Source organism: Camelimonas fluminis (assembly GCF_014656355.1).
GTDB lineage: Bacteria > Pseudomonadota > Alphaproteobacteria > Rhizobiales > Beijerinckiaceae > Camelimonas > Camelimonas fluminis.
This window is the reverse complement of the sequence record NZ_BNCG01000001.1, coordinates 531,724-557,371: the sequence shown is the minus strand read 5'-3', so window position 1 is coordinate 557,371 and position 25,648 is coordinate 531,724. Positions and strand designations below refer to the sequence as shown.

At 66.8% G+C, this 25,648-nt stretch carries 22 protein-coding genes; 8 read left to right on the top strand and 14 right to left on the bottom strand.

All coding sequences use genetic code 11. The features are described from left to right. Positions 1 to 423: 423 nt before the first annotated feature. The 7 genes from IE243_RS02285 to IE243_RS02255 all read right to left on the bottom strand — a co-directional run bounded on the left by IE243_RS02285 (position 424) and on the right by IE243_RS02255 (position 6,658). A complete protein-coding gene (locus IE243_RS02285; protein ID WP_191317694.1) occupies positions 424 to 738 on the bottom strand; it encodes a hypothetical protein in 315 nt (104 codons plus the stop codon). Positions 739 to 1,683: 945 nt separating this feature from the next. Further along, positions 1,684 to 2,904 (bottom strand): LL-diaminopimelate aminotransferase, encoded by a 1,221-nt coding sequence (locus IE243_RS02280; RefSeq protein WP_191317693.1) that lies wholly within the window; start codon positions 2,902 to 2,904, stop codon positions 1,684 to 1,686. Between the two features lie 300 nt (positions 2,905 to 3,204). After that, positions 3,205 to 3,606: a hypothetical protein gene (locus IE243_RS02275; protein WP_191317692.1), complete on the bottom strand. Its 402-nt coding sequence runs from the start codon at positions 3,604 to 3,606 to the stop codon at positions 3,205 to 3,207. 65 nt (positions 3,607 to 3,671) lie between these two features. Beyond that, positions 3,672 to 4,646: an N-acetyl-gamma-glutamyl-phosphate reductase gene (argC, locus tag IE243_RS02270; protein WP_191317691.1), complete on the bottom strand. Its 975-nt coding sequence runs from the start codon at positions 4,644 to 4,646 to the stop codon at positions 3,672 to 3,674. A gap of 189 nt (positions 4,647 to 4,835) precedes the next feature. Then, positions 4,836 to 5,315, bottom strand: a complete 480-nt coding sequence (gene rpsI, locus IE243_RS02265; protein ID WP_191317690.1) for a 30S ribosomal protein S9 — start codon at positions 5,313 to 5,315, stop codon at positions 4,836 to 4,838. A gap of 2 nt (positions 5,316 to 5,317) precedes the next feature. After that, complete coding sequence (gene rplM / locus IE243_RS02260; RefSeq protein ID WP_132002620.1) at positions 5,318 to 5,782, bottom strand: 50S ribosomal protein L13; 465 nt, start codon at positions 5,780 to 5,782, stop codon at positions 5,318 to 5,320. Between the two features lie 432 nt (positions 5,783 to 6,214). Then, positions 6,215 to 6,658: a PaaI family thioesterase gene (locus tag IE243_RS02255; protein ID WP_210319782.1), complete on the bottom strand. Its 444-nt coding sequence runs from the start codon at positions 6,656 to 6,658 to the stop codon at positions 6,215 to 6,217. Positions 6,659 to 6,850: 192 nt separating this feature from the next. Between IE243_RS02255 and IE243_RS02250 the strand changes: the two genes are divergently transcribed. Beyond that, positions 6,851 to 7,678 (top strand): enoyl-CoA hydratase, encoded by an 828-nt coding sequence (locus tag IE243_RS02250; RefSeq protein WP_191317689.1) that lies wholly within the window; start codon positions 6,851 to 6,853, stop codon positions 7,676 to 7,678. Between the two features lie 44 nt (positions 7,679 to 7,722). On the opposite strand, the gene IE243_RS02245 is transcribed toward IE243_RS02250, so the two are convergent. From IE243_RS02245 to IE243_RS02235, 3 genes are all read right to left on the bottom strand, one after another. Next, positions 7,723 to 8,235: a GNAT family N-acetyltransferase gene (locus IE243_RS02245; RefSeq protein ID WP_191317688.1), complete on the bottom strand. Its 513-nt coding sequence runs from the start codon at positions 8,233 to 8,235 to the stop codon at positions 7,723 to 7,725. Between the two features lie 173 nt (positions 8,236 to 8,408). Then, positions 8,409 to 8,744: a TfoX/Sxy family protein gene (locus tag IE243_RS02240; protein ID WP_191317687.1), complete on the bottom strand. Its 336-nt coding sequence runs from the start codon at positions 8,742 to 8,744 to the stop codon at positions 8,409 to 8,411. 37 nt (positions 8,745 to 8,781) lie between these two features. Then, positions 8,782 to 10,605 carry a chloride channel protein gene (locus IE243_RS02235; protein WP_191317686.1) on the bottom strand — a complete coding sequence of 608 codons (1,824 nt, stop codon included), beginning with the start codon at positions 10,603 to 10,605 and terminating at the stop codon, positions 8,782 to 8,784. 250 nt (positions 10,606 to 10,855) lie between these two features. Here IE243_RS02235 and IE243_RS02230 point away from each other — a divergent pair, with 250 nt between their 5' ends. Both IE243_RS02230 and IE243_RS02225 read left to right on the top strand, forming a co-directional pair. Continuing rightward, positions 10,856 to 11,482 carry a CoA-binding protein gene (locus tag IE243_RS02230; protein ID WP_191317685.1) on the top strand — a complete coding sequence of 209 codons (627 nt, stop codon included), beginning with the start codon at positions 10,856 to 10,858 and terminating at the stop codon, positions 11,480 to 11,482. Between the two features lie 134 nt (positions 11,483 to 11,616). Next, a complete protein-coding gene (locus tag IE243_RS02225; protein ID WP_191317684.1) occupies positions 11,617 to 12,897 on the top strand; it encodes an O-acetylhomoserine aminocarboxypropyltransferase in 1,281 nt (426 codons plus the stop codon). 462 nt (positions 12,898 to 13,359) lie between these two features. Here IE243_RS02225 and IE243_RS02220 read toward each other — a convergent pair whose 3' ends face one another. Further along, positions 13,360 to 13,521, bottom strand: coding sequence for a hypothetical protein (locus tag IE243_RS02220; protein ID WP_191317683.1), 162 nt, complete (start codon positions 13,519 to 13,521; stop codon positions 13,360 to 13,362). 646 nt (positions 13,522 to 14,167) lie between these two features. Next, positions 14,168 to 15,298 carry a COX15/CtaA family protein gene (locus IE243_RS02215; RefSeq protein ID WP_191317682.1) on the bottom strand — a complete coding sequence of 377 codons (1,131 nt, stop codon included), beginning with the start codon at positions 15,296 to 15,298 and terminating at the stop codon, positions 14,168 to 14,170. 322 nt (positions 15,299 to 15,620) lie between these two features. Between IE243_RS02215 and IE243_RS02210 the strand changes: the two genes are divergently transcribed. Continuing rightward, positions 15,621 to 15,827, top strand: a complete 207-nt coding sequence (locus IE243_RS02210; RefSeq protein ID WP_191317681.1) for a DUF2842 domain-containing protein — start codon at positions 15,621 to 15,623, stop codon at positions 15,825 to 15,827. A gap of 133 nt (positions 15,828 to 15,960) precedes the next feature. Here the strand turns inward: IE243_RS02210 and IE243_RS02205 are convergent, their stop codons facing one another. Together IE243_RS02205 and IE243_RS02200 are read right to left on the bottom strand one after the other, a co-directional pair. Beyond that, complete coding sequence (locus IE243_RS02205) at positions 15,961 to 16,401, bottom strand: Crp/Fnr family transcriptional regulator (RefSeq protein ID WP_191317680.1); 441 nt, start codon at positions 16,399 to 16,401, stop codon at positions 15,961 to 15,963. A 144-nt stretch (positions 16,402 to 16,545) separates the two neighbouring features. Beyond that, complete coding sequence (locus IE243_RS02200) at positions 16,546 to 19,227, bottom strand: ABC transporter transmembrane domain-containing protein (RefSeq protein ID WP_191317679.1); 2,682 nt, start codon at positions 19,225 to 19,227, stop codon at positions 16,546 to 16,548. 341 nt (positions 19,228 to 19,568) lie between these two features. Here IE243_RS02200 and IE243_RS02195 point away from each other — a divergent pair, with 341 nt between their 5' ends. The 4 genes from IE243_RS02195 (at position 19,569) to IE243_RS02180 (ending at position 25,610) form a co-directional block, all read left to right on the top strand. Continuing rightward, complete coding sequence (locus tag IE243_RS02195) at positions 19,569 to 20,864, top strand: glycosyltransferase family protein (protein ID WP_191317678.1); 1,296 nt, start codon at positions 19,569 to 19,571, stop codon at positions 20,862 to 20,864. A gap of 108 nt (positions 20,865 to 20,972) precedes the next feature. Further along, positions 20,973 to 22,313: a glycosyltransferase family 4 protein gene (locus IE243_RS02190; protein WP_191317677.1), complete on the top strand. Its 1,341-nt coding sequence runs from the start codon at positions 20,973 to 20,975 to the stop codon at positions 22,311 to 22,313. Between the two features lie 172 nt (positions 22,314 to 22,485). After that, positions 22,486 to 23,649, top strand: coding sequence for a glycosyltransferase family 4 protein (locus IE243_RS02185; RefSeq protein WP_191317676.1), 1,164 nt, complete (start codon positions 22,486 to 22,488; stop codon positions 23,647 to 23,649). Next, the gene (locus IE243_RS02180) at positions 23,646 to 25,610 is read left to right on the top strand and encodes a glycosyltransferase (RefSeq protein WP_191317675.1); all 1,965 of its coding nucleotides are present in this window, start codon (positions 23,646 to 23,648) and stop codon (positions 25,608 to 25,610) included. The genes IE243_RS02185 and IE243_RS02180 overlap by 4 nt, the downstream gene beginning before the upstream one ends. Positions 25,611 to 25,648: the final 38 nt, after the last annotated feature.

Sequence of the window (25,648 nt, the reverse complement as noted above, 5' to 3'; positions counted from 1 at the left end):
CGCGAGATAGGGCCGGGTCCGCCCAGATTGAATCGTCCGGGCGATCCGGTGTGAACGGGGGCCGTTCGGGCTGACGGATGGGGATCGCCCTCTGCGGGCAAAAAGAAACCGGGCCAGGAACGCCCGGTCCGGAGCATCGCACGCACTGAAACAGTATGGTGAAGCGGGATCGCATCCCGCGACAGGAGGCCGCCCATTCAATGCGGCGGGACTCCCCGCCACATCAACCGACGCCGCCTGACGCCTGGCTCGAGACATCTGGCCCCGAGACACTTGCCTGGAAACGCCTGCCCTGGTGGATCAGGCAGGGAGATCCCCCGCCCTCCCGGTCAGCCTGCCGTCGTCATGCGAGGCGGACGCCGCCCCACCAGCCGCGCCGCCGCGATCTGGCGCCCGGGAGCGACGACGCCGCTCCCGCCGCCATCAACCAAACAGCAACACGTCTTCCAGCGAGCCCTTCTTCGACGGCGTTTCCGCAGTCTCAGGCGCGACCGGCGCGGCTGGCGTAGCCGCCGGCGCCACGGGGCGGGCAGCCGCCTTTGGCGCGGCGCGCTTCGCCGCCGGGCGAGGCGTGTTCGCCGTTGGCATGGCCGCCATCATCTGGGCGGGCGAAACCGCCTGGGTGGAGCCAGCCTGCTGCTGACCCGACGCATTGACAAGCGCCGTGTACTGCGCCTCCGGCATCACCACGAGCCGCTCGCCGGTAAGGGCGACGATCGTACGAACCTGAGCCTGCATTGTACCTGTCCTCTAAACGTCCCTGGCGGTTATCCGCCGGGGCCAAAAACCACGAATGCCGTGGCAAAAGACGTGCGTCCCCGCACCTCCCGCCACCTCCGCCAGCAGTGTTGCCGGCCGGAAGTTAATCAAAATGGAATCCGTTGCTGGCTCCGTGGTGGTTATCACCGCCATCCACTTCGCCTTCGTCTTCCACCTGTCCCGCGCCTTCGCCATCTGGGCGAAAGCCGTAGCGCCCGCTGGCCCTCTGAAATGCAGGGCCCGCAACGGATCGCCCGTCGGAACCCTTCCAGTTCTAAGCTGGATCAGGGCCTTTCCGTGACAACGATCAGGCAACAAGAAGATATGCGAATGCAATATAACCTTTGGCTAATGGCGTGTTAATTTTGTCGTCACAAAAGAAATAATCTGTAATAATTTTTGAACAACCTGGCGTAACCAGCATTAGGTCGGCGCTTCCGGCCATGTTCGCGGGCCGCAGCCCATCGCGCCGGCGAAATCCGCGCGCATCACGCTGCCAGAAGAACTCAATAAAAATCTTTAATTATCAAAATGATACAACGAATCCCGGCCAACCTGCCGGCCTGCGCCAACCCGCCGGGACGCCAGGCCCTGGCTCCTCCGAAACCTGACGCGCCCGCCTGCGCCATCATTCCAAAGTTGGATGCCGCCGTCCTGAGCGCCCGTCTGGATATCCAGCGGCGGGAAAACAGGCGCAGGGTTTTGGCGTCCCGTCAGGAGGCAACCCGCCGCCAGCATCCTTTGCTGCTGGCGAGCGACGCTGACAAGACTGGCGCCGCCACGGGGCGGAGCAGAACCGTCGGATCGACCGGCTCTTTCCGGACAGGCTGCTACTTCCGGACAGGCTGCAAACGCATTACGGCCCGGCGGGGGCTGGGCCGTACAATCCAGGACCACGCGCTGGCCAGCGCGTGGGGAGATGGGTCAGCCGACCTTGTTGAGCGGCACGACGTTATGCAGGCTGGTTTCGGCCGTATCGAAAAACTTGCGGATGTTGCGCGCCGCCTGGCGGATGCGCTGCTCGTTCTCGACAATGGCGATGCGCACATGGTCGTCGCCGTATTCACCGAAGCCAATGCCCGGCGCCACGGCGACGGAGGCGTGCTCCACCAGCAGCTTGGAAAACTCCAGCGAACCGAGGTGCTGGAACTTCTCCGGAATCGGCACCCACGCGAACATCGAGGCGGTGGGAACCGGAATCTGCCAGCCGGCCCGGCCGAACGATTCCACCAGCGCGTCGCGACGCTTGCGGTAGATATCGCGCATCTCGCGGATGCAGTCGTCAGGTCCATTCAGCGCCGTGGTCGCCGCCACCTGGATCGGCGTGTAGGCGCCATAATCCAGATATGATTTGACGCGGGTCAGCGCGGTGATCAGCCGCTCGTTGCCGACGGCGAAGCCCATGCGCCAGCCAGCCATGGAAAAGGTCTTGGACATGGAGGTGAACTCCACCGTCACGTCCATGGCCCCGTCCACTTCCAGCACCGACGGCGGCGGGTTGTTATCGTCGAAATAGACTTCCGAATAGGCCAGATCCGACAGCACGATCAGCTCATGCTTTTTGGCGAAGGCGATCAGATCCTTGTAGAAATCCAGCGACGCCACATAAGCGGTCGGGTTCGACGGATAGCACACCACGATCGCGATCGGCTTCGGGATGGAGTGCTGCACCGCGCGCTCCAGCGCGGGGAAAAACGCGGGCGTCGGCTCGGCCGGCACCGAGCGGATGACGCCGCCAGCCATCAGAAAGCCGAAGGCATGGATCGGGTAGCTCGGGTTCGGCACCAGCACCACGTCGCCAGGGGCGGTGATGGCCTGGGCCATGTTGGCGAAGCCTTCCTTCGAGCCCAGCGTGGCGACCACCTGGGTTTCCGGATTCAGCGTGACGCCGAAACGGCGCTTGTAATAGGCCGCCTGGGCCCGACGCAGGCCGGGAATGCCCTTGGAGGCGGAATAGCGGTCGGTGCGGGGCTTGCCGACGGTCTCGACCAGCTTGTCGATCACGTGCTTCGGCGTCGGCAGGTCGGGATTGCCCATGCCGAGGTCGATGATGTCCGCGCCCCGCGCGCGTGCTGCTGCCTTGGACCGGTTGACCTGTTCGAAAACGTAGGGCGGCAAGCGCTTGATGCGATGAAAATCGGTCATTGGTCCCAGGTCCCTGATATCGGTCCTTTTCACGCGCCCGGACGACAGGTTCAGGTTGGATGGTTTCAGGCGCGGAAGCAGTCGTGTGTAGCAAATCGCCAGCCGGTTGCCAGCGGTTTTGCGACACGGGCAATTATTTCTGCCACAAGGGCATTTTCCGGATTGTATACGAAACCGGCCGCTCTGGCGAAAACCCGGGGCGCGACCTCCGGACGCGCCCTCCATCAAGGAATGGGCGGGAGATCACCCAGGCCGGCCGGCAGGATATCTGAGCGCTCTCCAGCGGGGCCGGCGTCGCACTCACTCAGCCGCTTCCGGCTCCGGCGGCGGCGCCTTCGCCGGGGTCGGCGCGGGAGTCTTGCCCGCCGCCTGCGCTTCGGCGCCCGCCGCGGCGTTGCTGGAGCGGGTGGCTTCCAGGCTCTTCTCCAGCGCCTTCACGTCATCGGGCTTGCGCGGCTGGCTCGGACGCGCCGGCAGATCGCGCGGGATCTTCATGTAGCCGGCGTCGGACCGCCGCGCCGCGCCAACGAAATCAGCCGGCGGCGGCGTATCGGTGGCGAAACCCACCACCTTGGCCGCTGACTTTCCAGCCGAACAGCCGCCCAGCGCCATGGCCCCGGCGACAAGCGCAACGCAGGCGACGGCGGCGTGGCCCACAGAACGTGCGTGGCGACGGATCTGGCGGTGATTCAAGATGCGCATGGTTGCACGATACGCCCTGATTGCTGCGGCGGGAACATCCGGGCGCCAGGGCGCCCAAACTGTCCTTAACAGCCAGTCATCAACAGAAGGTTCTGCACAGCGGCGCCCGAAGCGCCCTTGCCCAGATTGTCGAGGCGCGCCACCAGCACCGCCTGCCGCGCCGCCTCATTGGCGAACACGAACAGTTGCAGCCTGTTGGTGTCGTTGAGCGCCTCCGGCTCCACCCGCCCGGCGCGGATCGCCGGATCGTCCAGCGCCATCACCTCGACTTCACCGCCCGCCGGATACCAGTCGGCCAGCGCCCTGTGCAGGTCGGCCGCCGTGGGCTTGCCCGGCAGGTCGTCCAGGTGCAACGGAACCGACACCAGCATGCCCTGACGGAAATTGCCAACCGATGGCACGAACACCGGCCGCCGGCCGAGCTTGCCGTATTGCTGCAACTCCGGCAGGTGCTTGTGCGCCAGCGACAGGCCGTAGAGTTCGAAGTTCGGCGCCGTCCCGCTCTCATAGGCTTCGATCATCGACTTGCCGCCGCCGGAATAGCCGCTGACCGCATTGGCCGAGATCACCGTGTCGGGGCCGATATGCCCCGCCTCCACCAGCGGCCGCAGCAATGCGACGCCGCCCGTCGGATAGCAGCCGGGATTGGCGACGAAGCGGGCTTTGGCGATGGCGCCGGCCTGGCCGGGCGCCAGCTCGGCGAAACCGTAGACCCAGCCGGGAGCGACGCGATGCGCCGTCGAAGCGTCCAGCACCTTCGGGCCCTTGTCGCCCAGGCCTTCAACCAGCGCCACGGTCTCTTTCGCCGCGTCGTCGGGCAGGCAGAGGATCACCACGTCGACTTCAGACAGCAGCTTCCGCTTGGCCTCCACGTCCTTGCGCTGTTCATGCGGAATGCTGCGCAGCTCGATCTGCGGCATGCCGGCCAGCCGCTCGCGGATGCCGAGGCCGGTTGTGCCCGCCTCGCCGTCGATGAACACCACGGCGCGGCGCGCGCCGGCGCCGGCTGTGGCGGGGGTGCTGCTGGCCTTGCTGCTCATGGGATCACTCCTGTCGTGCGACAAAGCTGTCGCCGTCACGCGGTACTCCAACCACGTGTAAAAACCAATACGGCCAGAATGCAACCGGATGATGCACGCTGATCCTGGCCACATATGCAAAAAGGGCGGCCTGTGGGCCGCCCTTCCTGAAATCGCGTAACCGGGCCCTGTCGGGCTGCGGCCGCCCGATCAGCGCTTCGAGAACTGGAAGCTGCGACGCGCCTTGGCGCGGCCGTACTTCTTGCGCTCGACGACGCGGCTGTCGCGGGTCAGGAAGCCTTCCTTCTTCAGGATGGCGCGCAGCTCCGGCTCGAAATAGGTCAGGGCCTTGGACAGGCCGTGGCGCACGGCGCCAGCCTGGCCGGACAGACCGCCGCCAGCAACGGTAACCGTGACGTCGAACTGGTCGACGCGATTGGTCAGCTCGAGCGGCTGGTTCAGGATCATCCGCAGCACCGGACGGGCGAAGTAAACTTCAACCGGACGCTCATTGATGACGATCTTGCCGGAACCCGGCTTGATGTACACGCGGGCGACGGCGTCCTTGCGCTTGCCGGTGGCGTAAGCGCGGTTCAGGGCGTCGACCTTGCGGACGTGCACGGGAGCGTCGTTGGCGACGGCGGCGTTGGCCTGGCCAAGATCTGCGAGGCTCTGGAGGGTTTCAGCCATGATCAGGCGCTCCTCGAGTTCTTGGAATTGAGGGCAGCGACGTCCAGAGCTTCAGGCTGCTGGGCGGCGTGCGGATGCTCGGCGCCGCCGTAAACGCGGAGGTTGCCGAGGATCTGACGGAACAGCGGACCGCGCGGCAGCATGCGCTCGACGGCCTTCTCGACGACGCGCTCAGGGAAGCGACCTTCGAGAATGAACTTCGCGGTGCGTTCCTTGATGCCGCCCGGATGGCCGGTGTGGTGGTAGTACACCTTGTTCTCGTACTTGCGGCCGGTCAGCACCACCTTGTCGGCGTTGATGACGATGACATTGTCGCCGCAGTCAACGTGGGGGGTGTAGGTGGGCTTGTGCTTGCCGCGCAGGCGCATGGCGATGATCGAAGCGAGGCGACCGACGACCAGACCTTCGGCGTCGATGAGCACCCACTTCTTTTCAACGTCGGCCGGCTTTGCCGAGTAGGTTTTCATGGATCTTGTCTCAACTTTCGCGGGACCTCGCGGCCCCTGACGATTAACGCGCGGAACTGGCGTGGGCTGACGGGAAACCGCCGACCCTGGCCATCCGCGCGGGTTGGCTGGCGTTTAGCCTGCGCGCCGCAAGGCGTCAAGCGACGTCAAAATACGGAAGATGGAAAATAGTGATATATTTCAACAAGATGCAGAATATGGTATTATAATACCGTAATTTTATTCCAGAACTGACGGTTTCCGGCGACGTCGCGGAGCGCCGTCATTGCGCGAAAGGGGCAAAAGCGGGCGAGCGCGGCGCAAGGGCGGGCGCGGCGTCCGCGGATGGACAATGGAGTGAAATCCGCTCTCCCCGACCCGAAGCACCGCCCCATGCCGTTGATATGACGGATTTTCCAACGCCATGCATCCCGCCTGGGGCCGTCCGCCGCGTCAGCGCGGTGGAATCGAATAGGTCCCGGTAGCGTGGCAGACCACGTCGTCTTCGCCGTCAGAACGAATGAACACGTCGCCCACCGCCAGCCGTTTGCCCAGCTTCAGCAGCCGGCAATTAGCGACCAGATCCCTCTGCGCAGGCTTGCGCAGGAAGTTGAACGACAGATTCGTGGTCACCGCCAGGGTCACCGGCCCGACCGAGCCCATGATCGCCGCATACAGCGCCAGATCCGCCAGACCCATCATTGTCGGCCCTGATATGGTGCCGCCGGGACGCAACTGGGAAGGATCGTAGATGCTGCGCACCGTGGCGGTGAGATAGCCCACATCCTCGATCTTGCGGGAGCTCGTTCCTCCCCACATTTCAGGAAACTCCCGGCGCAGCGTCGCTTCCAGTTCCTCGCAGGTCATGACCGCCGCAGGCGTGATCCGTGCTCCCATTTACCCTTGTTCCTTATGTTGTCAGGCGCCATACCTTGTCGCCTATTCGCTCCCGCCCCGCAATCGCGCCAGGCTCACCGGGAGCGCGACCCTTTCCGGCGCTGGCGTTTCCGCGTTCCAGGAGCCAGTTCCTCAGGAGCCCGCGCCTGCGCGCCACGCCAGCGCGCCGCCATAGCTCGTGGAGCAGCAGACATGACCGCCATCTCCCCAACCCCTGTCGCAACGGCTAACGCGCCGATGGTCCAGCGCACGGATCATGACGGCTTCGCCGTGCTCACCCTGAACCGGCCGGCGAGCCGCAATGCGCTGTCCGATGCGATGATCGCCGCTCTCCAGAAAGAACTGGACGCCATCGCCACCGACGCCAGCCTGCGCGCCGTGGTCATCGCCGCCCATGGTCCGGCGTTCTGCGCCGGCCACGACCTCAAGGAAATTACCGGCCATCGCGACGACGCCGACCGCGGCCGGCGTTTCTTCGCCGATCTGATGGCGCGCTGCTCGGCCATGATGCAGACCATCGTCGCCCTGCCCGTTCCGGTGATCGCCGCCGTCGAGGGTGTGGCGACCGCCGCCGGCTGCCAGCTGGTCGCCAGTTGCGACCTGGCCGTGGCCGGCGCCGGGGCCCGCTTCGCCACGCCAGGGGTCAATATCGGCCTGTTCTGCTCAACGCCGATGGTGGCCCTGTCGCGCAATGTCTCGCGCAAGCACGCCATGGAGATGTTGCTGACCGGCGAGATGATCGACGCGGAAGACGCCGCCCGCATGGGCCTGGTCAATCAGGTCGCCCCTGCTGGAGAGGCGCTTGACGGGGCCTGCGCCTTCGCCGCCCGCATCGCCGCCAAGTCGCGCCTCACCCTGCGCACCGGCAAGCAGGCGTTTTACGAGCAGCTCGAAATGGGCCTGGGCGACGCCTATGACTACGCCGCCCGCGTCATGGTGGAGAACATGATGGCCCGCGACGCCGAGGAGGGCATTGGCGCCTTCGTCGAAAAGCGCCAGCCGGTGTGGCGGGAGGCGTAAGCCTCGCCCCTCCCGTTTGCCGTTGCGGCGCGCCGGAGGCCCCCTCAGGAAGCGCCAAAGACGAAGCGCATGACATGGTTGGGGTAAGCCTGATCGCCAATATGGAAATGGGTGTCGCCAACCTGCTGGAAGCCATGGTTGAGGTAGAAGCGGATGGCGCGTTCATTTTCCGCGTTCACCGTCAGCCAGGCGTCCGGCCTTCCGGTCGCGGCGCAGCATGCCAGCCCCGCCTCCAGCAAACGCTTTCCGACGCCAGAGCCCTGATGTCGCGGCTGGACATAGAGCGTGGCGATCGTGACATCGGAGCAGCCGGGCGCAGGCGCGGCGGCGCCGGTCGTCACCCTGACGAAGCCATCGATCCCCTGCGCGTTGTCTGACACCAGGATGCGTTCGGCGGAATTCGACAGAACCTCCCCGAAATAGGCGCCGGTGTACTGGGCCAGGGCGTAGTCCGCGAAGAAGGCGTTGACGCCATTGCGGATATATGTGTTCAGCCAGACCTCGATGCTGAGCGCCGCAAGGCTCGTCGCGTCTCCCGTGACAGCAGGCCTCACCATCTGCGCCCCCACCCCATTGTCTTGCCGCTTTCCGTCATTCCAGCATCTTCCGCCGACGGTCGCCATACATATCCGCAGCCGGGAGCCTGGCTTCGAAAGACCCGTGCTCCAGCCAGCACCCAGGTGACCCGCAACGGAATGCGCGGCGGCTGCCGCCGATGGCGCCACGCAGCTCACGCCTCCTTGGGCGGCAGGGTCATCACATGGGCGATGGCGGTCGACAGCAGGCGCTGGCGAACATCGTCGTCACGCCAGGCGTCCTCGCCGGCCAGCACCCAGCCGCCCATGCGCCGGGCGCCTGAGCCCATCGGCCCGACGCCCGGCAGCGCCAGCATCCCGGGCTCGGCCGCCTTGCCGACGCGCGCCATCAGTCCTGGCGTGATGGCGGCGCAGATCATGTTGCCGTCCACCATCCACGCCAGCCCGCCGAACATGCGTTTTTCGCCAAGCCACGGCAGACCATCCAGCGCGGCGCGGACGTGTTGCTCAAGCTCCGGATCGAACGCCATCACGCCTCCCCTGGCCGCCGGCCCGCATTGACGCTGATCAACGCTCGCCGCTGTATTCCCGTCGCCGGCGCTCCAGCTCCTGGCTGTAGCGCCGCAGGGCGTAGGCTTCCGTGACATAACCCAGCACCCGGCGCGACAGCGGATCGTCCACCACCGGCAGGGTTTCGGTTTCCGCCCGCTCGAAAGCCTCCAGCACCTTCTCGACGCCCTGGCGCGGCGTCAGGAAAGCGTTGGGCGCGTGGCGCAGATCCCGGACCAGGCTGATGGCGGCGATGCTGTCGTAGTCCGTGGCGTGCGCTTCCGGCACATAGACCACCCCGGCGTAGGCGCCAGCTTCGTCGGTGAGAAACACCTGAGCGGTGGAATCGATCGGGAACCGCTTGCGGAACGCCGCGATGGTCATGGTCTCGGCGGCGGTGCGCGCCTCGCGGCGCATCAGCTTCACCACCGTCAGATCACGCGCCCAGCCCACATCCATGGCGCTGCGGATGGTCTCGCCGCGCAGGTGCAGGCGCCAGGTGGAGAATGAATAGCCGAAGGTGCGGCGCACCAGAACCGTCGCGACGATGACCGACATCAGCACCGCGCTGGTCATCGACAGGTCGCCGGTCATGCCCAGCACCAGGAAGGTCATGGTCAGCGGCGCGCCAATCACCGCCGCCGCCAGCGAGGCCATGCCGACGAGCACGTAGACCACGCGGTCGCTGGCCAGGTGCGGCGCCAGGGCGAAATAGCTTTCGCCCACCAAGCCTCCGAACAGGACGCCGGTGAACAGCGACGTGAAGAACAGGCCGCCGCGAAAACCCGATCCGACCGAGATCGACGCCGCCAGCATCTTGCCCAACAGCAGGAACAGCAACAGCCCGACGCCATGCGCCGAACTGAAATAGACCTCCATGCCGCCGTGGCCGGCGCCGAGCACCGCCGGCGAGCCCAGCGCCAGCAGGCCGACGAACAGGCCGCCGATCGCCGGCCGCACCCAGCGCGGCGCGTTGAGCCGCACGAAGCCGGACTCCACCGTGGTGGCGGTTTTCATCAGCCCGACGCCCAGCCCGGCCGCCACGCACCCCATGGCGACGAAGATGACGTAGTCGCCGCCCGAGAACGACAACGAGCCGACCAGCGGCGCGTGCGGCGAGGTGGTCAACAGCTCATGGACCAGGTTGGCCACCAGCGCGGCGACCATCACCGGGGCCAGCGTCGCCACGCTGTAACCGGCCAGCACCAGCTCAAAGGCATAGAAGGCGCCGGCAAGCGGCGCGTTGAAGGCGGCGGCGATGGCGGCGGCGGCGCCGCAGCCCACCAGGGTGCGCACGTCGACGCGGCGCAGGCGCAGCGCTCCCGCCAGCCATGAGGCCGCGCCCGAGGCGGACTGGGTGTAGCCCGCCTCAAGGCCAACCGAAGCGCCAGAACCGCATGAGAGCACGGTGCCGCCCGTCAGCAGTAGGGAGTCGGTCAACGACATGCGCCCGCCATAAAGCGCGTTGGCCTCGATGGGGTCCACGGCCTCGCGCTTGCGCCAGGCGCGGATGCCAATGGTGGTCAGGCCAACCACCAGCCCGCCAAGCAGAGGCCCCAACACCGTACGCCACGGGTTCAGCGTCTCCTGGGCGCTGAGGCGCTCGCCGGAGGGCAGCGCATAGATGATTTCGTGCATCCACTGCGCCAGCGCATTGATGCCGAACACGCCGACGCCAGCGACCAGGCCGATCAGTGCGCCAAGGATCAGCGGCGACAGCTCGTCCGCCCGGATGAACGAACGCCAGCGCCGCCCGACGAGCACCCGCACGGCCCGGACGCGACGGCGCGGCGTCCATCGCGCCCGCCCCGGAGCTGGCCTTGCTGTTTCGCTCGCAGTCATATCCAATCTCCGGCGGCGACCGACATCGGTCATCATGCGCCGCGCAAACTGAAGCATTTCACCCGGTTTCGCATGCTTCTCTTCGCGCCATCCTGTTCATGCTGTACGCAGCGTAACCCGAATTGGGCAATTCGGCCCGTTTGCGCCAGAACACGTGTTTCCAGCAGCCATATAGATGGTATGAGGCAAGCTGGTTCATTTTTGGTTGTCGCTGGTGGCGCGCGCGTTATCCGGCGCAGGAGGAAGAGGCATGACCCGGCACCCTGGCGAAGCGCCTGACACCCCGCCCCTGCCGGGGGCGTCGTCGGCCCCGCATGGCGCGGACGCCGCCCGGCCCCTCGCCTATGCCGATGACCTGATCCGCTCCATCCTGACTGGCGTGAAATCGATCGCCATCGTCGGCGCCTCCAGCAACACGGTGCGCCCGAGCTGGATCGTCACCAATTACATGGCGAAGCGCGGTTACAAGGTGTGGGCCGTGAACCCGGGCCTTGCGGGAACCGGGATCGCCGGCTGCCCGGTGGTCGCCAGCCTGCGCGACCTGCCGGAGCCGGTCGACATGGTCGACATCTTCCGCAATTCGGCGGCCGCCGGAGCCATTGTCGATGAGGCGCTCGCCCTGCCCGCCCCGCCGAAAGTCATCTGGATGCAGCTGACGGTGCGCAATGACGCGGCCGCTGCGAAGGCCGAAGCGCGCGGCTGCACCGTCATCATGGACCGGTGCCCCAAGATCGAATACGGCCGCCTTTCCGGCGAGATTTCCTGGAACGGCGTCAATTCCCGGGTGCTGTCGTCGAAACGCCGCGTCAATGCTGGCGGCAACGTGCAGCGCATGACGCTCGGCGCCGCCGGGCCGTCGTTCCGCGGGCGCGGCTGAGCGCGGCGGGCGCGGCGGGCGCGGCGGGCGCGGCGGAGGTGGAACGCCGGCAATCGCGTTTGACGAGAGCACGGGCGGTCATTTAAACATTATCAAACGGGTTATATTTCAATATACATCCAACGGGGGTAAATATGTCGGGACGCGAGCCAAACTTCCACACGCTGGCCGTTCATGCAGGCGCCAGCCCTGATCCGACCACCGGCGCCCGGGTGACGCCAATCTACCAGACAGCGTCGTTCGTGTTCGACGATGTGGACCACGCCGCCTCGCTGTTCGGGCTGCAGGCGTTCGGCAACATCTACACCCGCATCACTAACCCGACGACAGCGGTGCTGGAAGAGCGCGTCGCGGCGCTGGAAGGCGGCACGGCCGCCCTCGCCGTCGCCTCCGGCCACGCCGCCCAGATGATCGCCTTCCACTGCCTGATGCAGGCTGGCGAGGAATTCGTCGCCAGCCGCAAGCTCTACGGCGGCTCGATCAACCAGTTCAACAATTCGTTCAAGAACTTCGGCTGGAACGTCATCTGGGCCGACAGCGATGATCCGGCGTCGTTCGACCGCGCCGTCACGCCGCGCACCAAGGCGATCTTCGTTGAATCCATCGCCAACCCTGGCGGCGTCGTGGTCGACGTGCAGGCGATCTCGGCCATCGCGAGGAAGCACAACATCCCGCTGATCGTCGACAACACCCTGGCCTCGCCGTACCTGTGGCAGCCGATCAAGGACGGCGCCGACATCGTGTTGCATTCGGCCACGAAATTCCTCGGCGGCCACGGCAACTCCATGGGCGGCGTCATCGTCGACGCCGGCACGTTCAACTGGGCCGGCGACGACCGTTATCCGATGCTGTCGCAGCCACGGCCGGAATATAACGGCCTGGTGATCGCCGAGACGTTCGGCAACTTCGCCTTCGCCATCGCCGCCCGCGTGCTGTCGCTGCGCGATCTCGGCCCGGCGATCTCGCCGTTCAACGCCTTCCAGATCATCACCGGCATCGAGACCCTGCCGCTGCGCATGGCCCGCCAGTCGGAAACCGCGCTCAAGGTGGCGAGGCATCTGGCCAGTCACCCGGCCGTGTCCTGGGTGAGCTATCCGGGTCTGGAGAACGACCCCTATCACGCGCTGGCGAAGAAATACCTGCCGCGCGGCGCGGGCGCCGTATTCACCTTCGGCCTCAAGGGCGGCTATGACGCGGGCGTCAGCCTCGTGGCGGCGCTGGAGCTGTTCTCCCACCTCGCCAACATCGGCGACACCCGCTCGCTGGTGATCCACCCGGCCTCCACCACCCACCGCCAGCTCAACGACGCCCAGAAGACCGCCGCCGGCGCCGGCCCGGACGTGGTGCGCCTGTCGATCGGCCTGGAAGACGCCGACGATCTGATCGCCGACCTCGACGCCGCCCTGCAGGCGTAACGCCAGGTCGCGGCGCACCCGGCTCCGGTACAAGCACGTTCCAGCGTGGCGGACGCCGCGCTGGAGAACTGGCGGAACAGGCGTCGTTTCCGCTCCAACGGGAACAGAACGTGCGCCTGAGCCGCGTATATTTTGTGCAGGAGTATTGCGCCGCCGGATCCATGGGGCGCGAAATCAGTCGCATTCGCCGGGTCGGAACGTCGCATATGTCGCTGGATCAAGCGTTGCGCGCGTCTCGCTCCGGGCGACGCAACGCCGGCAGGCTCCGGTTCGGCGAAGTCGCCATCAGCGTCGGAAACCTGCGATGCAACCGCTTGGCGCAACGCAACCGGCTGGCGCAACGCAACGGGTTCGCGCTACGCAACGGAAGGCTGGCCTCGCGCCAGCCTTTTGCTTGTCCAGGCATAGTCCGGCCCGCCCAAAAACGCTGGCGCTCAGGTTTCCCCAATTGCGGTCGCTACGTCAGGCGCGCAACCGCACGTGCCGCCAGCGGCGGGGACTGCGCCGGGCTGGCGCGCCCACGCACAGCCGCTGCCCTTCAAAACCGCCAGAAACCGTCACAACCACAACGCTGGTCGCCGCCACCGCCATTCGCCATCGGGCAGGCACTACAATCGTCACCATAACGCGTCTCCCCGCCTGTTCTGGACAAGTGTAGGATTGTCACTGGTTTACGATTCCTTAATCGCGATATTTTTCAAGCATGATTTACGTATACGTTGCAATTAAAATCAACGTCGTCAATATTTCAAAGAATTAATCATGAAACAATCGTTCGATTATTAGGCAGGGGTGATTCGCGTCCACAACGACGCGCGAGCCCGCCTATCTCATGAGACGCACGAACCTGCCCGCCAGTTCCATGCATCATGCCGATTTGATCGCGCCGCCGGCGCCGCCCCAACCCGAATCCGCCCACGAAAAACCCCGCCGGAGCGGGGTTTGGGCGCTGCCACGCGGGGATGCGTCAGCATCTTCGCACCCCGGCAGGATGCATCACGAATGGTGATGCGCCCCGAATGGCGCCCGGCAGCGACGGGATCGGGCGCGCCGCATCTCCGGGAGAAACAGGTGCGGCCTGAGCCAGCCAGGCCCCTTCCCCGCCGGTTGGAGTGGGTCCGGCCCCCGTCGCCGGAAGCACCCAGTCTCCCTCAAGCCCTTTCCGGCCAGTGCGGATCAGAAACGGCTCCTGGCTTTCCTGCCTTGAGCCCATGCTGATCAACCACACAATTCCGCCTGGCCGGAAACCGCTCTGACCGGATGCATGGGTTTATCGCAAGGTGGCGGCTGCTCCGCCGGAACGGGCCGCGCCCAGCCGTCTGGCATGAATCACGGCGGTCACGAGCACGGCCAGGGCGCAAGCTTGGTGCAGCAGCCCGGCCCAGATCGGCACGGCCAGCAGCAGGGTCGCCACGCCGATCACGCCCTGAACGGCGATGACGCCGGCAAGCGCCATCGCGCGATGCGCGGCCCGGGCGGAGGCGAGGCCCGCTGCCGCCAGCCGCCGCACGTCGACGGCGTGAAAAATGGCCAGAGCCAGCAGGATGTAGGCGCCCATACGGTGGTTGAACTGCACCGCCGGAACCGTCGCGAGCATATTCATCCACCAGGGATCAAGCGGCGCCAGCGTCGCCGCATCCGGAATGAAGCGTCCATCCATCAACGGCCAGGTGTTATAGGTGAGCCCCGCGTGCAAACCCGCCACCAGCGCGCCAAGGCCGATCTGCGCGAAGCTGCCGGCGACCAGCAGCCCGGCCAGCCAGCGCACGCGCGCCGCTGAACGCGCCTCAGCGCGCGGCGACAGGCGGACGATGACCGCGACGACGCACGCAAGCAGGATGCAGGCGGCCAGCAGGTGCAGCATCAGCTTGACCGGCGCCACCGCCGTCATGCCGGGCTGCAGGCCCGAATGCACCATGATCCAGCCGATGGCGCCCTGCAAACCGCCAAGCAGGCCGATCACCGCCAGGGTGACCAGCAGGCGGCCGCGCACGGCGCCGCGCACGGCGAACCAGAGCAGCGGCAGCATGTAGGCCAGGCCAATGAAGCGGCCAAGCTGACGGTGCCCCCACTCCCACAGATAGATGAACTGGAACTCGCCCAGCGACATGCCCGCGTTCAGCAGCCTGTATTGCGGCGTCGCCCGGTACAAATCGAACTCGGCCATCCAGGCGCCGTGCGACAGGGGCGGAATGGCGCCGGTGATCGGTTTCCACTCGGTGATCGACAGGCCAGAGCCGGTCAGACGGGTGGCGCCGCCCACAACGACCATGACGAAGATCAGGCAGCTGACGAAGATCAGCCAGTTGCGCACCGCCCGCTGGCCAGGCTGTGCAGGCCCCCTGTCGCCCACCCCCGCGCGCGCGCCAGCGATGGCGTCGTCGATGCTGGTTGTCGTCATGGCTTCACTCCATACGGGCGGCGCGCGATCTGGCCCGCCGCGCCTGTCGTATAATGCCGGCCCGCGGGCGCCGCCAAGGCGGGCAACCGCCGCACCCTCGCCGCCGCCCATCAGGCCGGCGGCGGCAAAAGCGGTTTCAACTGCGGCGGTATTGGTCTAGAGGCTGTCCGGGCGACGCCGGAGCGCGATCCGGACTTGCGCGGTCACAGATCTCGCCAGTCGCCCCACCATATTGAACAGAGACGGATTCGCCGCCTGCCTGGACGCAACGGCGCTTCAGCGCGAACGGATCCGGTTCTGACGCCTGGACACCGGAGACGTCATGACCCGCCGCAAACGCAAATTCTTCGGTTCGATCGGGATGCTGGTTTTCGTGATGGTTTATGCGCTGGTCGTCATGGTCATTGCGCAGGGCCGCATCCAGGAGGCCGGCAAGACGGCGCAGTTCATTTTCTTCCTGCTGGCCGGCGTCGGCTGGGTGCTGCCGATCATGCCGCTGATCAAATGGATGGAGCGCGCGGATAGCTGACGGCGCGCCGGCCATGCGCTGGGCGCCTGCCGGCGCGTCAGGCCTGAAACCAGCGCCATCAGGTCAATGGAGCAAATCCCCCGCTCTGGATGACCGGTTTTTGCTCCAGAGCGTGCCAAAGGAAGCCGCCGCCTCAGTTGCGGCTGGCGAGGCGCGCGTTGGTGCGTTCGAGGCGGGTGGCGATTTCGCGCATCACGGCGATGGCCATCTGCGGGAACTGCGCCAGCAGCTCAATGAACACCCTTTTGTCGATGCGCAGGGCCACCACGTCGCCCACCGCCATGATGGTGGCGCTGCGCGGCGTCTCCGCCAACACCGCCATTTCACCGATCAGGGCGTTGCGGCCGAATTCGGCCACCTTGAGCTGCCCATGGGCGGTTTCCAGCAGCACGTCGGCGGCGCCGTCAAGGATAACGTAAGCAGCGTCGCCGACATCCCCCTGGGTGAAGAACCGCTGCCCATTGGCGAAAGTCACCCGCTCGCTGGTAAAGGCCAGCAACTTCAGCCGGGCCGGATCGATGTCCCGGAACATCGGCACCTGTCGTAGCGATTGAACTTCAGTTTCAAGCGTCATTCCGCCCCCTCCACTGGGCCAGAAGGCGGCCCCGCCAAAACACTCCCTGCAAACCGGGCTGACCGCCCGGCGCGGGGAAAAGCATCGAACCTGACGCAGACATCCTGTCGCCGGATCAAATCCTGTTCCAGAACCGGCGTGACGTCAGCCAGCGGCTGAAGCCCCATGCTGGTCGCGCACCACAACCGGATGCACCCCTTCGAAGCGCACCAACATGTCAAACACGCCGGGATCGGCCAGCGCTTCGCCATGCAACACCGCGACGATCGACCGGCCCGCCATGCGCTCCGAGATCGCGGTCAGCATGGCGCGGGCATGGTTCTCGCCGAAAGCGGAGAACACCCCGTCCAGGATCAGCATGTCGGGATTCTTGATCAGACCCCGCGCGATGTAAACCGCCACCCGATGCTCCGCCGACAGCAGCCGGCCGGCCGGGCCAATCTGATAGTCCAGCCCCACGCGCTCCACGTCCAGCCGCAACCCGAGTTCATCGATCAGTTCGGTCGTCTGCGCGGTGATGCGCGGCAGCGCGTCCGCCATGCTGTGGCTCATGCGGCCAAACGCCAGATTGTTGCGCAGGGGCGCAGCGGCCGTCAGCCGGTCCGGATCGTAAAACTCGACAGCGCCAACATAGGCGCTCTCATCAAGGGCCGCATGCAGGCGTTTGCGCGCCCGCACCAGGGCCTGGCGCAGATCATCGTTGAGCAGGCCAAGACGATGTTTCGGCTCGATATAATCCAGCGTCAGGGCCAGCAGCCGCGCGCGCTCGTCAGGTGAGAGACCGGTGATCCCCCGGGATTTCCAGCGCGCGACGATGTCATCGAAATCGGCGATGTCATCGGCGTCGATGAACGAAAATTGCTCGAACAGGGGATGCCCCGGCGGCAGATCGCGGAAAATCTCATTCATGGTGGCGGCGATGCCCGCACCCATGTTGATGAGGGAATCGAGGACATCCTCGGCGTCGAGAACCCGGGTCGCCAGCCGGTTTTCGGCCAGCGCCTCGCCCATGAAATCCGCATGCACCGGCACGCCAAACAGCAGGTTCTCGGCCACGGTGGCCTGATTGTTGTAAAGCTCGAAATCGAAAGGCTCGATCAGGTTGGAAAGCCCCTGCTCCTCCAGACGCTGGCGGACGATCTTGCGCGCCTCCACCACTTTCTCCGCCAGGCGCGGGTAACGCTCCGGGTCGACCAGCCCCCACATGCCAAGTTTCAGCAGCGATTCGCGCAGGCCGACCAGTTCAAGCACATCCGTCAGCCGCTCATCGAGCGCCGTTGCGTCGTCGACGCCCGCCAGTTCCAGATCCAGCCAGCCCTCGCCGGTGGCGTCCATGGCCGCCTCGGTGCGCAGCGCCTCCATGCGCCGGACGCCAGTCAGTTCCGGCGCGTCCCGCTGCCGGTGGCGCAGGCCATACACCAGGTTTTCCCGCAGGGAGCCAGCGAACAGCACCGGCTCCGGTCCGGCATAGGCGATGCGCCGCCCCGTCAGATGCTCCGGCATCCGGGAAAGCTCAACGTCGCCGAAGGTGACCGCTCCGCGATATTCGGTGATGCGCCGCGCCAGCACGCGCGCCACGGCGCCAGGCGCGGCGCTGTCCTGGGCCACCAGCGCGATGCGCATCGGCAGGTCGCGGGTGAACGACAGATGCTCCACCAGCACCATGCCATGACTGTCGGTGATGTGCAGATCGGTAAGCGCCACCGGACCCTGCAGGCGCGGCGGCTCGACGCCGGGCGGCAACGGCGCCAGCGTTTCTTCCGACAGCAGCCTGTCCGGCGAGAACTGCTGCACCACCTGCTCGTACTTGATCTGCACGTCGAGACGCTGCTGGTCCCAGTCAATCAGCTCCTTCAGCGGCGGCGGCAAATCGCGATAGGCGGCGATGACGGCGACGAGCTGGCCAATGTCGAGGGTGCCCTTGAGGGCGAAATAACCGCCGACGGCGTAAAAGAAGAACGGCGTGATCTGGGCCAGCAGGTTGTTGAGAAACTTGACCATGAATTTCCACTTGTAGATGCGGAAACGCAGGTCAAAGAGCGTGTACAGGCGCTCGCTCACGTCGGCGCGCTCATAGGCCGTGGCGTCGTTGTCGTGAACGGCTTCGAGGTCGTCCACGACCTCGCTGACCTTGCCGGCGAGGCGTCGGGAGAGGATCTGCCGCTGCTTGCCGAGGCGCAGTTGCACGCGGCGCATGCGCGGGATGACCGTGAACTGGATGGCGACGATGCCGCCGGCGATCAGCCCAAGCCAGACGTTCTGCAGCATGATGAACGTCATGGCGGTGATCGCCTGGGAGCCCAGCAGCAGGGGCTGGGAGAAGGCGTCGCCGATGAAGCCGCCAATCGGCTCCACCTCGTCCTTGATCATCGTGGCCGTCTCGGAAGACTTCACGGTCTTCTGGGTTTCCGGCGTGAAGCGCAACACGATGGCGAACAGATCGAAGCGCAGGCGGCGCAGCATGCGCTCGCCCAACGCCCCCTTGGCCACGTTGATCCAGTATTTGAAGGCGCCGTTCACCAGCACGAAGAACAGGAACAGGCTGGAAAGCCCGAACAGCAGGCCGATCTGGCCAACCTTGTAGCCGTCATGGATCGAGACATAGCCGCCGCCAAGATAGGACGGAAGTTCGACGCCAAGCTTGAGGAAATCCGTAGTGGGAAGGCCGCTTCTGAAGGCGCCGCCCTGGATCGCCTCGTTGACGATGCGCTTGGGCAGATCCAGCGACCAGTAGTAAAACGGCAGCGACGCCAGCACGACCGCGAAGATGATCAGCTGGTCGCGCCGGGAAAGACGCCAGACGTACCGGAACAGATTTCGCTCCAACGTCTCACCTCCGGGGCTGAGCGACTTCCGTGCGTAATCTCAAAGCCGTCAGTTGCAAAGTGGGGCCGGTCGAAAACGCCCTGCAAGGGGCCGGGAGGCCGTGCGTCCTGAGCCTAGCGGCGGATTCGTCATTTTGACAGACATGCGCCGTGCGCCCACGGGGCCATTCCGGCTTTCGTCCACATGCCGCGCTGAAAACCCGCTTTGCTGGCGCAAAGTTGCACTTTATGGCGTTTCCGTGTTGCGCGGAAATGTTCTAGGTTGCGCCTCCAGGGGAGCCGGACGGCGCAGCCAGCGCCGGCGGAGACGGGAGCACGGCCGGCGGCCGCAATGAGGTCTTCATGATCATGGAGGACGCCGGGGGGCGTGCCGGCGCTTTGGGCGCCGCGGCAAAGACAGGCGCGCGCGTGCTGATGTACAGCCACGACACGTTCGGGCTTGGACATTTGCGCCGTTCGCGAACCATCGCCAACGTCCTCGCCAGCGAAGCGCCGGGTGTCTCGGTGATCATCGTCTCGGGCTCGCCGGTCATCGGCAGCTTCGAATTTCGCCCCGGCGTCGACTATGTGCGGGTGCCCGGCGTCGTGAAGATGGCCAATGGCGATTACCGCACCCTCAACCTCAACATGGGCGTCGATGAAACGGCGGCGTTGCGGGCCCAGCTCATTCGCCAGACCACCGAAAGCTTCCGCCCTGATCTGGTCATCGTCGACAAGGAGCCAACCGGGTTTCGCGGCGAAATCGCTGGCGCGCTGGAGCTGGCGCGCCGCCAGGGCGCGCGCATCGTGCTCGGCGTGCGCGACGTGATGGACGACCCCGCCCTGCTGGTTCCAGAGTGGGAGCGCAAGGGCGCGCTGCATGCGCTGGAAACGTTGTATGACGACATCTGGGTTTACGGCCTGAAAGAAATCTACGAGCCGCTGGCCGCCTTCAACCTGTCGCAGCGCCTGCGCCAGCGCACGCTTTACACGGGCTATCTGCGACGCAGCCTGCCCAACGAGCCAACGCTGACGCGCTACCCCAAAATCACCCGGGGGCCATTCATCCTCGTCACCAGCGGCGGCGGCGCCGACGGCGACGACATGGTCGACTGGGTCATCAGCGCCTATGAGGCGGATCCAGGCCTGCAGATTCCCGCCCTTGTGGTGTTCGGGCCGTTCATCGCCCGCGATCGCCGGCGCGATTTCATGGAGCGCATCAACCGCCATCCGCGCCTGGCGGCGCTGTCGTTTGACAGCAAGCTGGAAACGCTGATGAACCGGGCGACGGCGGTAGTCGCCATGGGCGGCTATAATACCTTCTGCGAGGTGCTGTCCTTCGACCGGCCCGCATTGATCGTGCCGCGCACCCGCCCGCGTCGCGAACAATATATCCGCGCCATGGCGGCCGAACGCCTGGGGCTGGCCAGCGCCATTGTCGGAGAAGACGGCGGACGCGACCCGTTGCGCATGGCCGCGGCGCTGCATCGCCTGCTGGAGCAGCCGCGCCCAAGCGCCACGACCATGTGCGCGGATTCCTTGCTTGGCGGCGCGGACGCCATTCGCCAGGACTTCGCCCAATGGCTGGGCGCCCGCAACGGGCAAGCGCCTGACCAGAACCGGGAAAGCCTGCTGCGCGCCGCCTCCGGCGGCGGCTGAACTCCAACACCATCCCAGCGCATTTTTCCAGGCGCGACAGCACTCCTTCCGCCGGAAAGCACTCCCCTGAAAAAGCCCTATTGCCCTCCCCAAAATGACCCGCCGCCCATGACCCGCCCCCAGCCCAAAACCGGTCAAGCCGGCGTTACGGAAGCCAGCGAAATCGCCATCGTCGTGAAGGGCTACCCGCGCCTTTCCGAAACCTTCATCGCCCAGGAAATTCTTGCCCTGGAGCGCCGCGGCCTGAAACTGCGCATTGTCTCATTGCGCGAGCCCACCGACAGCGCCGTCCATCCCATGCACCGGCAGATCCAGGCCCCCGTGGCCTATCTGCCGGAATATCTGCATGAGGCGCCGGTTCGCGTGCTGAAAGGCCTTGGCTGGGCCATGCGCCAGCCGGGCTTCGGCCGCATGCTTGGCGCCTTCGTCCGCGACTTCCGCCGCGACCTGACGCGCAACCGCATTCGCCGGCTCGGCCAGGCCGTGGTTTTCGCCCGCGAACTGCCGGCCAGCGTCGGCCACGTGCATGTGCACTATCTGCATACGCCGGCTTCGGTCGTGCGCTACGCCGCGCTGCTGCGCCGTTCGGCGAACAACCCGGCGGCCTGGAGCTTTTCGGCCCACGCCAAGGACATCTGGACCACGCCGGATTGGGAGAAACGCGAGAAGATCGCCGCGTGCCTGTTCGGCGTGACCTGCACGCACCAGAATCTCGCGGCCCTGCAAGCCCTGGCGCCTGAGCCGGAGCGCGTCGCCCTCGCCTATCACGGCCTCGACCTGTCGCGCCTGCCGCCTCCGCCGAACAGTCGCCCGGCCAGCGACGGCGGCGACCCGGCCAGCCCGGTGCGGATTGTCTCGGTGGGCCGCGCCGTCGCCAAGAAGGGTTTTGGCGATCTGCTGAAAGCCCTCGCGGGGTTGCCCGGCGACCTCAACTGGCAGTTCGTGCATGTGGGCGGCGGTGAGTTGCTGCCGCGCCTCAAGGCGGAGGCGGAGCAACTCGGCCTCGGCCAGCGCGTGGCTTTCATGGGCGCCCTCGCCCAGCCGGACGTCATGGCCCTGCTCGGCGCCGCCGACATGTTCGTGCTGCCGGCGCGCAAGACCCGCTCCGGCGATCAGGATGGCCTGCCGAATGTGCTGATGGAGGCGGCCAGCCAGAAACTGGCCATCGTCGCCAGCGATTTCGCCGGCATTCCCGAGTTCATCCGCGACGACGTGGAAGGCGTGCTGGTGCCACCGGCCGATTTCACCGCCCTCGCCAACGCCATCAATCTGCTGGCGCGCGAACCGGAGCGCCGCGCCCGCCTTGGCGAGGCCGCCTGGCGTCGGTTGCGGGCCGAATTTTCCATGGACGGCGGCATTGACCTGATCGAAGCCCGGCTGCGGGCCGCCCTCGCCGCAGGGGCGTCATCCGGCCGCGAGATCGCCGCTTCGTCCAACAGAAATGCCTGACGCCCGACGTGACCGATAACGCGTGTGACAGGAAAGCGCAGGATATTTTCGGCGACATTTTCCGGCCGGGCGTGGGCCGTCTCGCATTGTGAACATGCGCCAGGCCAAAGGAGTGGAGCGCCCCCCCTTTCCTTCAAGGGGTTTTCACTCTGGTTTTCAGGAGGATGACGCCATGGTCCGCAACGCGCCCGTCGCCTTCTACGCGCCGATGAAACCGCCGGACCATCCCCAGCCGTCCGGCGACCGCACCATGGCGCGCAATCTGCTGGCGGCGCTGGCGGCGGCCGGCTTCGCCCCGCAGATCGCCGCGCGTTTGCGCAGCCACGACAAAACCGGAGACCAGGACGCGCAGGGCGCCATGCGCGACGCAGCCCTGCGCGAGGCTGGCCAGCTGGTCGCGCGCTGGACCGCGACGCCCGCCCCCGACCGTCCACGCCTGTGGTTCACCTACCACCTTTATGATCGCGCGCCGGACTGGATCGGCCCGGCCGTCGCGGCGGCGCTCGACATTCCCTATGTGGTCGCCGAGGCGTCGCTCGCCCCCAGCCGGGCCAGCGGCCCCTGGCGCATGGGTCACGCCGCGACCGTGGCGGCGTTGCGCCAGGCCAGGACCGTATTCGTACTCAACGAAAACGACCGGCCATGCCTGCTCGAAGCCGCCGAGCTGGCAGAGGCGGACATGGCCGGGAAATGCCGCGCCCTGCCCCCGTTCCTGACGCGACTGCCAGCGCAGCCGCGCCTGGCGCCGGGCCCACAAGCCGGACCTGGCGCGGTCCGCCTGCTGGCCGTTGCAATGTTGCGCCGGGGCGACAAGCTGGCCTCCTTCCATGTCCTCGCGGACAGCCTGACCCGGATCGCCAGCCAGAACTGGCGCCTGACGATCGTTGGCGACGGGCCGGCGCGGGACGACGTCGCGGCGCTGTTCGCGCAATTCGGCAAACGGGTGATCCTGGCTGGCCTGGCGTCGCAGGAAGAACTCGACGGCGTCTATGCGGCGCACGATCTGCTGGTATGGCCGGCGATCAACGAGGCGTTTGGCATGGCGCTGCTGGAGGCCCAAGCCAATGGCTGCCCGGTGCTTGCCGGCGATGCCGGCGGCGTCAGCGGCGTGGTGCGGAACCATGAAACGGGCTGGCTGGTCGCCGGCAGGCCACAGACGACGCTCGCCGGTCGCTTCGCCGCCCGGCTGGATGATTTGCTTGGGCAACCGGAGTTGCTGCGTCCCGCCGGCGCGGCCGGCGCCGCGTTTGTCCGCCAGCAGCGCAGCCTCACCAGCGCCGCCGCGATTTTACGGGATACGCTGGCGCCATTGCTGGCAGAACGGGACGCTCCATGAGCTTGCGCATCGCCATTGTGGTCACCCATCTGCTCGGCGTCGGCCATCTGACGCGGGCCGCCTCCCTGGCGCGGGCGCTGGCGGCGCGTGGGCATGTGGCGCAGATCATCAGCGGCGGCCAGCCGGCGACGCTGCTACGCATTGATGGGGTCGAACTGATCCAGTTGCCGCCCCTGCATGTGGTGGGGACGGCGTTTTCCAACCTGCGCGAGGAAGGCGGCGCGCCCTTGCGCCCGGAAACGGCGCGGCGCCGCATCGCCATCGCCAGCAAAGCCCTGGAGCAATTGCAACCGCATGTGCTCGTGACAGAGCTGTTTCCCTTCGGCCGGCGCGCCCTGGGCGCGGAATTTCAGGCCATTCTGGATGCAGCGCAAGGGCTGGCGCGACCGCCCCTCGTGCTGGCTTCGGTGCGCGACATCCTCGCCCGACCAGCCAAACAGGCGAAGATCGACGCCGCCCACGCCCTGCTGCGCGCCCGCTACGACGGCGTGCTGGTTCATTCTGACCCGGCGGTGGTTCCGCTGGAGGCCTCATGGCCCATCGCCGACGACCTGAAGCCCAGCCTGCACTACACCGGCTATGTCGACGACAACCGCCCGGCCGCGCCGCCCCCGGCGACGGCGCCCACCCGAGCCGGGATCGTCGTCTCCGGCGGCGGCTCGGCGGCGGCCCTGCCACTGCTCCACGCAGCTCTGGCGGCCGCGACATCTGACCCGGAACGGCGCGTCTGGCGTCTGCTCGTCGGCCACAAGGTGGCGGAAGCAGCCATGACCAGCCTGCGCCATGCCGCGCCGGCCAACGCCATCATCGAACGCGCCCGGCCGGATTTCCGTGATCTGTTGCGCCGCTGCGCCGCCTCTGTCAGCCAGTGCGGCTACAACACCGCCCTCGACATTCTCGCCACCGGCGCGCCGGCGGTTGTGGTTCCGTTCGCTGAAGGCGGGGAAACCGAACAGGCCCAGCGCGCCGCCCTGTTCGCCGCCCGCGGCCTCGTGCAGAACATCGCCCTGGAGGAGGTGACGGCGACAACACTGCTGGCCGCCGTCAGCGCGGCGCAGGCCAGCGGAGGGACCAGCGATCACGGCGTCGCGGTGAACGGCGCGGACTGCTCGGCGCAGCTCATTGAACGACTGGCAGCGGACCGGCCCGCCATCGCCAGCCCGGGCGTGACCCCGCTCATCACCGCCATAGCCGCCGCCCTGGGCCCGGTGAAAGCCGCCCTGGACCACGCCGGCGACGCTGGCCGGAGCGTCGCTTTCTGGCATCGCGACGACGACGCGGTCGCGCCGACCCCGCAACTGGAGCGGCTGCTGGAGCTGACCCGCGCCCATCATGCGCCGCTCGCCATCGCCGCCATCCCTGCCCGGGCCACATCTGAACTGGCGGATCGCCTTGCCGGCGAGCCCCACGTCGCCGTGCTGGTTCATGGCCTCAACCACGAAAACCTCGCCCCGGCGAACGCCAAAAAGGGCGAGTTCAGTCATGGCGATCCGGAGGAACTGGCGCGGCGGGCGGGAGAAGGACTGGCCCGCATCCACGCCCTGTTTGGCGCGCAAACGCGCCCGGTTTTCACCCCGCCGTGGAACCGGGCCAGCCCAGCCCTGACGCCGCGACTGGCCGGAGCGGGGTTCACCGGCCTGTCGACCTTCCGGCGCCGCCCGGCGCGTTTCGCCGCGCCAGGCCTGGCGCAGGTCAACGCCCACATCGACCCCATCGCCTGGCGCGGCGATCGCAGCCTGGTCGGTCCGGCGGACCTCGCCGAAGCGCTGTGTCAGGCCATCGCCGGCTTCACCGCGCCCGCCGCCGATCCTGAGCCCATTGGCCTGCTCACCCACCATCTGGTTCACGACGCCCGCATCGACGCCTTCGTCGCCATCCTGCTCGGCCTCATCGCCGCCCATCCCGCCGCGCGCATGACGGCCATCGATGACGCCCTGTCGCAAGGCGCCGCCGCGCAATAGAGGCGCCGCCGCGCAATAACAGGACGGGCCAGCCGGCG